Annotated in this window: 12 protein-coding genes and 1 pseudogene; 7 read left to right on the top strand and 6 right to left on the bottom strand. The window is 59.6% G+C overall.

Annotated features, from left to right (window positions below):
- Positions 1-36 precede the first annotated feature (36 nt).
- Together aroQ and QRN31_RS13580 are read left to right on the top strand one after the other, a co-directional pair.
- Positions 37-477 (top strand): type II 3-dehydroquinate dehydratase, encoded by a 441-nt coding sequence (gene aroQ / locus QRN31_RS13585; RefSeq protein WP_285432513.1) that lies wholly within the window; start codon positions 37-39, stop codon positions 475-477.
- A 5-nt stretch (positions 478-482) separates the two neighbouring features.
- Entirely contained in the window at positions 483-1,337 is an 855-nt protein-coding gene (locus tag QRN31_RS13580) for a shikimate dehydrogenase (RefSeq protein ID WP_285432512.1), read from the top strand.
- 37 nt (positions 1,338-1,374) lie between these two features.
- On the opposite strand, the gene QRN31_RS13575 is transcribed toward QRN31_RS13580, so the two are convergent.
- Together QRN31_RS13575 and quiC are read right to left on the bottom strand one after the other, a co-directional pair.
- Positions 1,375-2,052 (bottom strand): TetR/AcrR family transcriptional regulator, encoded by a 678-nt coding sequence (locus QRN31_RS13575; protein ID WP_285432511.1) that lies wholly within the window; start codon positions 2,050-2,052, stop codon positions 1,375-1,377.
- A 102-nt stretch (positions 2,053-2,154) separates the two neighbouring features.
- Positions 2,155-4,056 (bottom strand): 3-dehydroshikimate dehydratase QuiC, encoded by a 1,902-nt coding sequence (gene quiC, locus QRN31_RS13570; protein WP_285432510.1) that lies wholly within the window; start codon positions 4,054-4,056, stop codon positions 2,155-2,157.
- Between the two features lie 306 nt (positions 4,057-4,362).
- On the opposite strand from quiC, the gene QRN31_RS13565 reads away from it, so the two are divergent.
- Positions 4,363-5,664, top strand: a complete 1,302-nt coding sequence (locus QRN31_RS13565; protein WP_285432509.1) for an MFS transporter — start codon at positions 4,363-4,365, stop codon at positions 5,662-5,664.
- Between the two features lie 53 nt (positions 5,665-5,717).
- On the opposite strand, the gene QRN31_RS13560 is transcribed toward QRN31_RS13565, so the two are convergent.
- The 4 genes and pseudogenes from QRN31_RS13560 to QRN31_RS13545 all read right to left on the bottom strand — a co-directional run bounded on the left by QRN31_RS13560 (position 5,718) and on the right by QRN31_RS13545 (position 8,490).
- The gene (locus QRN31_RS13560; protein WP_285432508.1) at positions 5,718-6,596 is read right to left on the bottom strand and encodes a DMT family transporter; all 879 of its coding nucleotides are present in this window, start codon (positions 6,594-6,596) and stop codon (positions 5,718-5,720) included.
- A gap of 9 nt (positions 6,597-6,605) precedes the next feature.
- On the bottom strand, positions 6,606-7,448 hold the full coding sequence (locus QRN31_RS13555; protein WP_285432507.1) for a sugar phosphate isomerase/epimerase family protein: 843 nt from the start codon (positions 7,446-7,448) through the stop codon (positions 6,606-6,608).
- Between the two features lie 40 nt (positions 7,449-7,488).
- Positions 7,489-7,599, bottom strand: a pseudogene (locus QRN31_RS13550) (gfo/Idh/MocA family oxidoreductase); the annotation flags it as partial.
- Positions 7,600-7,713: 114 nt separating this feature from the next.
- Positions 7,714-8,490: an IclR family transcriptional regulator gene (locus QRN31_RS13545; protein WP_285432506.1), complete on the bottom strand. Its 777-nt coding sequence runs from the start codon at positions 8,488-8,490 to the stop codon at positions 7,714-7,716.
- Positions 8,491-8,668: 178 nt separating this feature from the next.
- Between QRN31_RS13545 and QRN31_RS13540 the strand changes: the two genes are divergently transcribed.
- From QRN31_RS13540 to QRN31_RS13525, 4 genes are all read left to right on the top strand, one after another.
- Positions 8,669-10,417, top strand: coding sequence for an FAD-dependent oxidoreductase (locus QRN31_RS13540; protein ID WP_285432505.1), 1,749 nt, complete (start codon positions 8,669-8,671; stop codon positions 10,415-10,417).
- Positions 10,401-11,234 carry an aldo/keto reductase gene (locus QRN31_RS13535; RefSeq protein ID WP_285432504.1) on the top strand — a complete coding sequence of 278 codons (834 nt, stop codon included), beginning with the start codon at positions 10,401-10,403 and terminating at the stop codon, positions 11,232-11,234. The genes QRN31_RS13540 and QRN31_RS13535 overlap by 17 nt, the downstream gene beginning before the upstream one ends.
- 213 nt (positions 11,235-11,447) lie before the next feature.
- Positions 11,448-12,335, top strand: a complete 888-nt coding sequence (gene ypfJ, locus QRN31_RS13530; protein WP_285432503.1) for a KPN_02809 family neutral zinc metallopeptidase — start codon at positions 11,448-11,450, stop codon at positions 12,333-12,335.
- On the top strand, positions 12,336-13,295 hold the full coding sequence (locus QRN31_RS13525) for an alpha/beta fold hydrolase (RefSeq protein ID WP_285432502.1): 960 nt from the start codon (positions 12,336-12,338) through the stop codon (positions 13,293-13,295).
- Positions 13,296-13,339: the final 44 nt, after the last annotated feature.

Here is a 13,339-nt window from a genome sequence, read left to right as displayed (position 1 = left end):
CAGCCGATTCCAAAAATAATAAGTGGAGAGACCCCGATGTCCCCTCTCGTTCTGGTGCTCAACGGCCCGAATCTGAACCTGCTTGGCACCCGCGAACCGGCCACCTACGGCCATGAAACCCTGGCCGATATCTCCGCCTTGTGCGCCCGTTCTGCCAAAGAATTCGGCCTGGCGGTGGAGTTTCGCCAGACCAACCATGAAGGCGAATTGCTTGACTGGATTCACGGCGCTCGCGGTCGCTGCGCCGGGATCGTCATCAATCCGGCGGCCTGGACTCATACCTCGGTCGCGATCCGCGATGCATTGATCGCCAGTGAACTGCCGGTGATCGAAGTCCACTTGTCCAACGTTCACGCCCGCGAACCCTTCCGGCACCACTCCTTCGTCTCCGCCATTGCCACTGCGGTGATGGCCGGTTTCGGCAGCCACGGTTATCGCCTGGCGCTGGATTATTTCAGCCAACGCTTGAAAGGGTGAGCGCCATGACACAAAACACCGTGGTATTGGCCGGCCTGATCGGCGCCGGTATTCAGGCCTCGCGCACCCCTGCGCTGCACGAATTTGAAGGCGATGCGCAAGGCATGCGCTACGTATATCGCCTGATCGATCTGGACTATTTAAAGCTCGACAGCAGTGCCCTGCCCGACTTGTTGACGGCCGCCGAACGCATGAACTTCACCGGCCTGAACATTACCTTCCCGTGCAAGCAGGCGATCATCCCGCTGCTCGACGAGTTATCGCCGGAAGCCCGTGGCATCGGCGCGGTCAACACGGTGGTGTTCAAAGACGGCAAACGTATCGGGCACAACACCGATTGCCTGGGCTTTGCCGAAGGTTTTCGCCGTGGCTTGAAGGACGTTGCCCGTGAGCGTGTAGTTCAAATGGGTGCCGGTGGCGCAGGCGCAGCCGTGGCCCACGCGCTATTGAGCGAAGGCGTACAGCTTCTGAGTATTTTCGATGTCGAGATCAGCCGTGCGCAGGCTCTGGCGGACAATCTCAATCAACATTTCGGCGCGGGCCGTGCGGTGGCTGGCCATGATCTGCCGAGCACACTGGCCCAGGCAGACGGCTTAGTGAACACCACGCCCATGGGCATGAAAAAATTGCCGGGCATGCCGGTGCCGGTGGAGTTGCTCCGATCTGCGTTGTGGGTGGCGGAAATCGTTTACTTCCCGCTGGAAACCGAACTGCTGCGCAACGCCCGCGCCTTGGGTTGCCGAACGCTGGATGGCGGCAACATGGCGGTGTTTCAGGCGGTGAAAGCGTTTGAATTGTTCAGTGGCGTGGTGCCGGATGCGCAGCGAATGCTGGCGCATTTTCAAAGCATGAATGACTGAAACGCTGCGCGGGCAATCTTGATTGCCCGCGAAGGCGTCAGGCTTGCAAATACCGCAGAACCGACTCGCAAATCATCTCCCGATGACGCTGCTTGATGCTCTCGTCAGGCAAGTCGATCTGGAAGATCTCGCCGAAGGTATGGCGGTTCGACACACGATAGAAGCAGAACGAGCTGATCAGCAAATGCACATCCAGCGGCTCCAGCCCGGAACGAAACACACCGTCCTCGGCCCCGCGACGCAAAATCTCGCCCAGTGAATCAAGGATGGTGTTGTTCATCGCCTTGATCGCATCGGAACGCTTTACGTATTCGGCGTTGTGAATGTTTTCGATGCTGACGATGCGCACGAAATCGACGTTGCGATCATGGTGATCGAAGGTGAATTCCACCAGCCGCCGAATCGCCTCGACGGGCGCCAGCTCGGTCAGGTGCAGACGGTTTTCAGTGCTGCGGATATCGCCGTAGAGTTTCTCCAGCACCTCGATGTAGAGCTGTTCCTTACTGCCGAAGTAGTAATAGATCATGCGTTTGGAGGTGTGGATGCGCTCGGCGATTGCATCGACGCGAGCCCCGGAAAGCCCTTGCTGAACGAACTCGACAATCGCCTCTTGAAGGATGTTCTCGCGGGTTTTTTCAGGGTTGTTCTTGCGACTCTTGCGCGGCTCGGCAACGGGTTCGTCGGCTGCTGCGGAAAGTTCTGAAATTATCGTCATTGCGGGCTCACGGCCATCACTGCACAGGTGGGCGATTATGGGCCGCGCCGCACAGTGAAGGAAGCCGCGCGGCAACGGTTTGTCTCCGTCTTTACGATTTTCCTACAACTTTGCCTGTCTTACAGCCCCACTTCGTGACTTGGCCATCGCCGCCAGTCGGACCGCGACATTGGCCGCACCGTAACCGGCATAGCCGTTCTTGCGCTGGATGATCTCGAAGAAAAAGCGCCCCTCGAACGGTTCGGTGTAGACGTGGAACAGCTCGCCGCCCTGGGCATCGCGGTCATACAGCACGTTGAAGTAGGCCAGTTCACTGAGAAACTCATCGTCGAAATCAAACCGCGCCGCCAGGTCATCGTAGTAATTGAGCGGAATATCGAGCAGCGGCACACCCGCTTCTTTCGCACGGCTGACTTCGGCAAAGATGTCATCGCAATCAAACGCAATGTGATGCACACCGGAACCGCGATAACTCGACAACGCGTGTGAGATTGCGGTGTTGCGGTTCTCGGAAATGTTCAGCGGCAAGCGGATCGAACTGTCACGACTGCGCAAGGCACGGCTCTTTACCAGGCCATACGGATCGGGCAGCACCACTTCATCGTCGGCTTCAAAATCCAACAGGCTTTTGTAGAACAGCACCCAACTGTCGAGGCTGTCGGCCGGCAACGCCATGGCCATGTGGTCGATGCGTTTGAGGCCGCCACTGGCCACCGCAGCGGGTTGCAGATTGAAGTCAGTGGCGTAGACATCGGCCTCCTGATCCACCAGATAAATCAGGCTGCCATCCGGCGCACGCACCGCCGCCAGCTCCAGCTCGTTTGGCCCGACCAGTCCGCGATACGGTTGGCCTTTATAGGCCACGGCCCGGGCCAGCGCACTGGCGCTGTCCTTGACCCGCACGGCCGTGGCGCACAGCGATGGACCGTGTGCCTCGAAAAAACTGTGGGCGAAGGAATAAGGTTCGGAGTTGAGGATCAGGTTGATATCGCCCTGACGCAGCAAGCTCACGTTCTTGGAACGATGTTGCCCGGCCTTGACGAAACCCAGGCGCTCCAGCCAATGGGACAGCTTGGCGCCAAGGGTCTCATCCACCGCAAACTCGAGAAATTCGATGCCGTTGTATTCGCTGGCCTTGGGCGTCTCGAACAGAATATCGAGGTGGGTCGCAGGCATGGTTTCCTGCGCCAGACGCTGGCGGGTTTTCTCTTCGAGGTACAGCAACGAACGCAAACCGTCCGCCGCGTTAGCACGAGGCGGCGCGGCGCGAAAGCCATCGTTAAAGATTTCCAGCGACAGCGGCCCGGTGTAACCGCTCTTGATGATCGGTGCTAGGAACCCCGGCAAATCGAATTCACCCTGGCCCGGGAAGCAGCGGAAATGCCGGCTCCACTCCAGCACGTCCATGGCCAGGATCGGCGCGTCGGCCATTTGCACGAAAAAAATCTTGTCCCCGGGAATCTCGGCAATCGCACTCGGATCACCCTTGAGCGACAACGTGTGAAAACTGTCCAGCAACACCCCAAGGCTTGGGTGATCCGCCTGGCGCACGATGTTCCACACCTGTTGATAAGTGTTCACATGCCGGCCCCAGGCCAGCGCTTCGTAGCCGATTCGCAGGCCTCGGGCGCCCGCGTGTTCGGCCAGCAAGCGCAAGTCATCTATAAGGATTTGCTCATCACCGACGGAGTCGGCAGACGCGTTACTGCACACCAGCACCAGGTCGGTGCCCAGCTCCTGCATCAGGTCGAACTTGCGCTCGGCCCGCTCCAGGTTGCGGTGCAAACGGTCGCGGCGGCAGCCTTCGAAGTCGCGGAATGGTTGAAACAGGGTGATCGCGATCCCGAGATCGGCGCACATCTGTTTAATTTCCCGCGGGCTGCCGTCGTAGTAGAGAAGGTCATTTTCGAAAATCTCCACCCCGTCAAAACCGGCGGCGGCAATGGCTTCGAGTTTTTCCGGCAGGGTACCGCTCAAGGACACGGTGGCAATGGAACGCTGCATGTTTTCGACTCCCGGTGGAGGCTTCGGCTACAGGGAATTTGCGCCGCTTTTAAAAGAGTGAGCGGATTATTGAGCTGACGGCCTTCTTGAGCAATTCAAAGTGTACTACCCGGTTAGTTTTCCGTTCGATAATCGAACACAATGGCCCTTGGCGAATTGACGATTTTTCGTCCACTGCCCAACATCGACTCCACATTGAGTCCGGTCACCCATCGGTCTCGGTGACCAAAGACCCAGAACACCACATAAAAATAATCGGTGGCCTAAATGACTCCTTCTCAAAGCTCTCCCGTAGAGCGTTCCTCCATGATTTCTGCCACCGGCGGCGTCGGTGCCAAGATCCGCGGTGCCATGGCGGTGGGCAAAACCCGCTGGGGCATGCTGGCGCTGGTATTTTTCGCCACCACGCTCAACTACATCGACCGCGCCGCGCTAGGCGTCATGCAGCCGATCCTCGCCAAGGAAATGAGCTGGACGGCGATGGACTACGCCAACATCAACTTCTGGTTTCAGGTCGGCTACGCCATCGGTTTCGTGCTGCAAGGGCGGTTGATCGATCGGGTCGGCGTCAAGCGCGTGTTCTTCTGCGCGGTGCTGCTCTGGAGCATCGCCACCGGCGCTCACGGCTTGGCCACGTCGGCAGTCGGCTTCATGGTTTGTCGCTTCATTCTCGGTCTGACCGAAGCCGCCAACTACCCGGCCTGCGTGAAAACCACGCGATTGTGGTTCCCGGCCGGTGAACGGGCCGTCGCCACCGGCATCTTCAATGCCGGGACCAACGTCGGTGCGATGTTCACGCCGATGCTGTTGCCGCTGATTCTGCACGTGTGGGGCTGGCAAGCCGCGTTCCTGTGCATGTCGGCACTGGGCGGTATCTGGTTGCTGTTCTGGGGCTTGAAGTACTTCAACCCGGAAGATCACCCAAGCGTCAAACAATCGGAACTGGACTACATCCAGAAAGAAGTCGAACCGGAACAGGTCCGCGTGCCGTTCTCGAAAATCCTGCGCATGCGTGGCACCTGGGCCTTCGCACTGGCCTACTCGATGACCGCGCCGGTGTTTTGGTTCTACCTCTATTGGCTGCCACCGTTCCTCAATCAGCAATACAACCTGGGGATCAACGTGACCCAGATGGGTATCCCGCTGATCATCATCTACCTGACGGCAGACTTCGGCAGCGTCGGCGGCGGCATCCTCTCTTCGTTCCTGATCGGTCGCGGGATCAACCCGATCAAGGCGCGGTTGATGTCCATGTTGCTGTTCGCCTGCTGCATCGTCGGCGTGATCATGGCGGCAGGTTCAAGCAGCCTGTGGGTCGCTGTGTTCGCCATCTCCCTGGCCATCGGCGCGCACCAGGCCTGGACTGCGAACATCTGGAGCCTGGTGATGGACTACACGCCCAAACACATGATGAGTACGGTGTTCGGCTTCGGCGGCATGTGCGCGGCCATCGGCGGGATGTTCATGACTCAGTTGGTCGGGCACATTCTGACGGTGACCAACAACAACTACACCGTGCTGTTTACCCTGATTCCGGCGATGTATTTCATCGCGCTGATCTGGATGTACTTCATGGCGCCGCGCAAGATTCCTAGCGTCACCGAGTAACAATCCCCTCCCCCCCGGCAGGCCTGATTCCAGGCCTGCCTTTTTTGTTTCTTCTACCGACGACTCTGTTGCCAGGCCGCGGCCAGCCCGCTGCAGCAAATCACCGCGATCCCGACCACGGTGGTCAGGGTCGGCGTGTGGGAAAACAGTAGCCAGCCCAACAACCCGGCAAACACAATCTGGCAGTAGCCAAAGGGCGCGAGCAGCGCAGGGGCGGCGTAGCGGAAGGCCTGAGTCAGAAACAAATGCGCCGTCATCCCGCAGGCGCCCAGCGCCACCATCATGAAGCCATGCCCCAAGGTCGGTACTTGCCAGAAGAACGGCACCAGCGCGCTCATCACCAGGGTGTTGCACAGACCGGCGAAGAAGTTGCTGGTGGTTGGGCTGTCGATGCTGCTGAGCTTGCGGGTGAGCAATTGATAAAAGCAGAAAAACAGCGCCGAGCAGAGCGGCAACAGCACGGCCGGAGTGAACAATTCACCGCCGGGGTGGACGATGATCAACACACCGATAAATCCGCAAATCACCGCGATCCATTGGCCCCGGGTGACACGTTCACCCAGCAGTGGCACCGACAGCGCGGTCACCAGCACCGGCGCAAGAAAGTTGACCGCCGTGGCTTCGGCCAACGGGATGTACTGCAAACCCGTGGTAAAAAACAGGCTGGTGCCCAACAGGCACAACGCTCTCGCCAACTGCAGCAACGGCCGTTTGGTACGCAGGACGCGCAACCCGGATTGCGGCAGGAAGATCCCGGCCATCAGTAACGTGTGAACCACATAACGGGCCCAGACCACCATGACGATCGGGTAAAACCCCGACAGATACTTGGAAAAGGCGTCATGGCTGGAGAAGAGAAAGGTGGCAACAACAATCAGCAAGATCCCCTTGAAGGGTTGGTTAACGCCAGAAAGCGGGGTGCTGACAGTCATGGGCATTCCTTAAGGCTTGAAATCAAAAACATCACGGGCAAGCCGTGCCAACAATTCCCGGGTTTTATCCAGCGCCATCTGCGCCCGCTGCAACCCGCTCACGCCCTGCTCCAGCAACTGCACGGTGGGAATCTCGAGGCTCAGCGCAATATCGCTCGGTAAACATCGCAACAACCCTGCCAGGTCGCACTCGCCATCGCCGGGAAAACGCCGCTCGTTACGGGCCTGACGCAAAATTTCCGCCATGTCCGTCGGCCTCGGTCCTGCGACATCACACAACTGTGCATACCGTAACCGCGACGGCGCCACCCTGGCCAGATCTTCCAGCCGTGAAGCCGAACGGTCGAAGTGAAAAGCGTCGACCAACACCGCACCATTTTCGCGCCTCGCATTTTCGACGATGCGCACCGCTTGCTGCAGGTTGCAGGCATCGGTCCACGGCATGAACTCCAGATGCGGATGAAGCCCGTACGGTGCCGCCAGGTCACACAGCCGCGCAAAGTTCTCGGTGAGCCGTTGTTCGTCAGAATCGTTACCGGCCACCAGCAATTCACTGGCACCGAATTCGGCACCGACCGCCAGTATCTTCTCGAAACCGGCGACCACCGTGTCCGGTTTGAGCCGCAGGATTTCAACATCCAGTACCCGCATGCCGGTATCGCGCAGTCGCTCCAAGGTCTTGCGCCGCAAGCCGGCATCGGCGACCAACGCAAAGTGATGCTCCTCAGGTGTCGCCGGTTCGAGGCGCAATCCGACATGGCTGTAACCGGCGCGAGCAGCGACTTCGACCATCTGCGGCGGTGACAGCTCCAGTACCGTCAGACTGGCCAGGGAAAAGATCCGTTCACTCATGTTTATTCCCGCATCCGACAGCAGTCGGCGAAAAAACCCACGGATCGACGACGGCGCACGGTTTCACGTGCGTCAGGGATTTGAGAGGGTGGTAATGCTGCCGGCCCATATTGCCAGCGCCGATCAACGCGATACGAAGGGGCAAACTCATCGTACGGTCCTCTTGCGATTATTGTTGGAAGGGGTCATTCCAACAATCTAGAACCTGGTTCCAGATTCTTACACAAGCAAATCGAAAAAGTGTGCGAACAGCGCACACCTTCACTTATATGAACAGTTCTGACGCCAGGCTTGCCGCCGACAGCTCTTCAGTAAATTTCAACAACAGCGGGGCCAATTCATGCAGCCGCGCCCCCGGCATCCGCGCGCTGGGCCCGGCAATACTCAGCACGCCGATCACTCGCCCATCACTCGGATGACGCACCACCGCCGCTATCGCTGAGGTGCCCACCGCCGAACTCTCCTCGACCCAGGCATAACCTTGCTCGCGCGCCAGGCGCAGGCGCTCAAGCAATTCGATATTGGAACGCGGTGCATTCGGCCCCAGGTCCTTGGGGCGCTCTCCACCTTGGCGCTCCACCAATGACAAGGCTTCCGCATCACTCATGCACGCCAGCCACGCATGGCCAGACGCGGTATAGAACAACGGCGCATCGCGGCCCATGTCCGGGTCGTAACGCAGCCCGGACCGAGCGCCTTGCGACTTGGCAATCCAGACCTGCCGCTCACCTTCGATCACGCCAAGACGCACCAGCTCGCCCGTCTCCTGAGCCAGGCGATCAAGCACCGGCTGAACGATATCGGCGCCGCTGCTCGACAGGTAACGAAAGCCCATCGCCACCAATTTGCTCGACAAGTGATAGCGCAAAGTCTCCGGATTCTGGCGCACGTAACCGAGCCGTATCAGCTCGGCGAGCAGGCGGTGGGTCGCGCTTTTGGGGATGTCCAGTTGCTCTGCCAGCGTCTGCATCGGCAGGCCGCGAGGGTCACTGGTGAGGCTTTCCAGCACGCTGAAAACACGTTCGATCTGACTGCCAGCCATGGGGAGTTCCACGCAAATTTTGGCCGATTCTAGAAGACAATCGGTGGAATGCGAAATCTGGAACCCACTGTCCGATAACCGCCCGTTTTGCGCCTCTCGCGGTTGCCGAGCAGGAACCACCTCCTATATTTTCTGGAATCAAATTCCAAAAACATACAAACCGCTGGAGTGCCACACCATGCCTGCCGAACCCCGTTCACTCCCGGACATCGATTGCGATGTGCTGATTGTCGGCTCTGGGGCTGCCGGATTATCGGCAGCCGTCACGGCGGCGTGGCACGGGTTGAAGGTGATCGTGGTCGAGAAAGACCCGGTGTTTGGTGGCGCCACGGCGTGGTCCGGCGGTTGGGCCTGGGTGCCGTGCAATCCTTTGGCACGACGCGCCGGCATTGTCGAAGATGTCGAGCAACCGCGCACTTACCTGAAACACGAATTGGGCGAGCATTACCAACCGGCAATGATCGACGCGTTCCTGGAGGCCGGCCCACGGATGGTGGCGTTCTTCGAGCAACACACCTCACTGCAATTCGCCGACGGCAACGCGATTGCCGACATCCACGGCGACACACCAGGCGCCGGCACCGGCGGGCGATCAGTGATCGCCGCGCCGTATGACGGGCGAAAAGTCGGCAAGCTGCTCAAGCGTCTGCGCCGAACCCTGCGGGAAACGTCGTTCATGGGCATGCCGATCATGGCGGGCGCGGACCTGGCGGCGTTTCTCAATCTGACGCGTTCACTGAAATCCGCCTGGCACGTGACCCGACGCTTAACCCGGCACCTGCTGGACCTCGCCATTCATGGTCGGGCGATGCAATTGGTCAACGGCGTGGCGCTGGTCGCTCGCCTGGCAAAATCCGCCGAAGACCTGGGTGTGTTGCTCTGGGAGTCAGCGCCAGTCACCGAATTGCTGCGCGATAACGAACAGGTCCGAGGCGCGCAGGTCAGCACGGCCAAGGGCAACATCCGCATCCATGCGCGCAAGGCTGTGGTACTGGCCGCCGGTGGTTTTGCCCATGACATCGAACGGCGTAAATCCTTGTTCCCGCGCACCCCGACCGGCCATGAACACTTGGCGCTGCCGCCTCTCGGAGTCTGCGGCGATGGCTTGCGCCTGGGCGAAAGCGTGGGCGCGCTAGTCAACACTGAAATGGCCTGCGCCGTGGCCTGGGCACCGGTTTCACGGGTGCCTCACAAGGACGGCAGCGTCGGGCACTTCCCGCACATCATCGAGCGTGGCAAGCCAGGAATCATCGGCGTGCTGAGCAACGGCCAGCGGTTCGTCAATGAAGCCAACGGTTACTACGACTACGTCAGCGCCATGGTCAACGCCGCGCCTTCGGGTGAAGACGTCGCTTCGTGGCTGATCTGCAGCCATGCTTTCCAGCGACGTTATGGCTTGGGGATCTCCCGACCGTTTCCGGTGCCGCTGTCAGGCTTTATCCGCAGCGGTTATCTGAAAACCGGCAACACGCTTGAAGAGTTGGCACGCGCCTGCGGCATCGACCCGAACGGATTACGCCACACTGTGTCGCATTACAACCAGCACGCGCGCAACGGCGAAGACCCGCAGTTCGGTCGCGGTTCGACGCCTTACAACCGCAAACAGGGTGATGCCTTGCAGCACCCCAACCCCTGCGTCGCCCCCATCGAACAGGGGCCGTTTTATGCGGTGAAGGTCCAGCCCGGTTGTTTCGGCACCTTTGCCGGGCTCAAGGTCAACCAACACGCCCAGGTGCTGGGCGAATCGGGTCAGGTCATCCCCGGGCTTTACGCGGCGGGCGGTGACATGGCCAGCCTCATGGGTGGGCACTACCCCGCCGGCGGCATCAATCTGGGTCCGGCGCTGACGTTCGGCTACATCGCCGCGCGCCATATCGCCGGGATCACCGCTTACGAACAGGAGATCGATCATGCAGCGAATCGTTAATGCTCAAGGACTGAACATGCCCAAACTCGGTCTCGGCACCTGGCCGATGCTGGGTGAAGAATGCACCCGTGCGGTCGAACAGGCGTTGATCTCAGGCTATCGACACATCGACACTGCGGCGGCCTACAACAATGAAGACGCGGTCGGTCAAGCGTTGGCGAACAGTCCTACGCCTCGCGATCAGATCCACGTCACCACCAAAGTCTGGTGGGACCAACTGCAACCGGACGCCATGCGCCATTCCATGGACCGCAGCCTGAAAGCCTTGCGCAGCGATTACGTCGACCTGTTCATGATCCATTGGCCGACGACCGATTGGGACTTGCCACAGACCATCAAGACCCTGGTGTCGCTCAAGGAACAAGGTCTGGCACGGCACATCGGCGTGGCGAATTTTCCGTTGCCGCTGCTGCGCAAAGTCGTCGAAGAACTGGGCGCGCCGCTGTCCGCCATCCAGGTCGAATACCATGTGTTGCTCGGGCAACATGCGCTGCTGGACTACGCCCGTCGACATGACATAGCGCTGACGGCCTATTCACCCTTGGCCCGCAACAAGGTCTCGGAAATTGCGGCACTCCAGCAGATCGCGGCCAAACACGGGGTGCTGCCGACCCAGGTCGCGCTCAAATGGCTGCTCGACCAAGCCAATGTGGCGGCGATTCCCAAAGCCAGCAGCAAGGCCAATCAACTGGCCAACCTTGCATCGCTGCAAGTGAACCTGGACGACGAAGACCGGGCATTGATTGCCGGTCTCTCCAAGCGCGAGCGTCAGGTCAATCCCGATTTCGCGCCGGTGTGGGACCCGTTCGACCAGTAATTTGTGGTACAGGCCGTCGCCTGCTCGATAAAAACCCATCACCTGACGGAATTAGATGGGTTGTCTACGTTCAATACAGACCTGAGAGGTTCCCGGCGACCGCCACTGGTTGCCGGGAATGCTGCCGTGCGCGATAAAAGCCGGACGGCCGGACTGGCGCCGCTCCCACTCACCAGCAACACTCATCCCCACGGACAATCAGAGGATTCCCACATGCTATGGAAAAAAGGCCGACGCAGCGACAACGTGGTCGATGCCCGTGGTGACGATGTCGGTGGCGGTGGGATGCGTTTTGGCGGTGGCAAAGGCCTGAGCCTGACCGCGATCATCCTGATCGTCGGGATCGGCTGGATCACCGGCCAGGACCCGATGCAGATCCTCGGACAACTGACCGGGCAAATGAGCGAGCAATCGGCACCGGCCACCAACCAGACCCGCAAGGCGCCGCCGGCCAATGACGAAGGCGCCGAGTTCGTGCGTTCAATCCTTGGCGACACCGAAGACACCTGGGGCCAGATTTTCCAGCAGGCGGGTCATCAGTACAAAAATCCGACGCTGGTGCTGTTCAGCAACCGCGTCAACTCGGCCTGTGGCCTGGCGACATCGGCGACCGGCCCGTTCTATTGCCCGGCAGACCAGAAGGTCTACCTGGACATGAGTTTCTTCCAGGAAATGTCGCAACGCTTTTCAGCGGCAGGTGATTTCGCACAGGCTTACGTGATCGCTCACGAAGTCGGACACCATGTTCAGACCTTGCTCGGCGTTTCGGCGAAAATTCAGACAGCCCGTCAGCAAGGCCGGAAAATGGAAGGCGACGGAGGTTTGCTGGTGCGTCAGGAATTGCAGGCCGATTGCCTGGCCGGCGTCTGGGCCAACAATGCACAAAAGCGTCTGAACTGGCTGGAACCGGGTGACATCGAAGAAGCCTTGAATGCGGCCAACGCCATCGGCGACGACCGTTTGCAGCAACAGGGCCAAGGTCGCGTGGTCCCGGACTCGTTTACCCATGGCACGTCGGCGCAAAGGGTGCGCTGGTTTAAAACCGGATTTGCGCAAGGCCAGGTGGGCCAGTGCGATACCTTTGCGGCGAAAAACCTGTAAATGAAAAATTGGCTGTTGATGTTGCTGTTCACCTGCATGTGCACCCAGGCTGCCGAACATGCGGTCAAAGAGATCAGCCCCGGGCGCTTGTTGTTGAAAGAAGGTGAGATGGCGGTGGGCATCAGCCCGGCGCCGGCGAAAATCGAACGGGTGCTGATCATCATCCATGGCCGTCTGCGCAACGCCGAAACCTACCGCCAGAGCGCCGAACGCGCGGCGCAACTGGCCGGGCAAAGTGCCAACACCCTGGTGATTGCTCCGCAATTTCTCAACGAAACCGACATTGCCCAACATCCGGTGGCGGACACCGTGTTGCGCTGGCAGGGCAATGACTGGATGGCCGGTGGCTTATCCACCGCTCCGTTTCGGGTGAGTTCCTATGCGGCACTGGATCAGATCATCGAGAGAATCAGCGATCGTCGGCAGTTTCCCGACGTGAAGGAAATCATCATCGCCGGTCACTCCGGTGGCGCCCAGGTCGTTCAACGCTATGCGCTGTTGGCTCACGACCTGCCGGCATTGACGGCTGCGGGTGTGAAACTTCGCTATGTGGTCGCCAACCCTTCGTCCTACGCATACTTCAATGAGCAGCGGCCCGTGGCGTTCAATCATGCCGGCTGTCCTGGGTTCAATCGCTGGAAGTATGGACTGACGGATCTGCCCATTTACGCCAGTGGGCAAACGGCTCCGCAGATTGAAGGCAATTACGTCAAACGCGACGTGACTTATCTGCTCGGGCAGCAAGACATCGACCCGCAGCATCCGGCGCTGGACAAAGGCTGCGAGGCCGAAGCCCAAGGCGCTTACCGATTGGTTCGCGGACAGAATTATTTCAACTACCTGCTGCGTCGCAACCCGCAAGGGGTGAATCAGCGACTGATAGAAGTGCCTGGGGTTGGGCATAACGGAGAGGGGATGTTTACGTCGCCGGAGGGGCAAAAGGTTTTGTTTGGGCAGTGAGTTTTGTATTGCCTGATCCGACGCTATCGCGGGCAAGCCCGCTC

Source organism: Pseudomonas sp. fls2-241-R2A-110 (assembly GCF_030209165.1).
Taxonomy (GTDB): domain Bacteria; phylum Pseudomonadota; class Gammaproteobacteria; order Pseudomonadales; family Pseudomonadaceae; genus Aquipseudomonas.
This window is presented reverse-complemented; position numbering and strand designations above follow the sequence as displayed.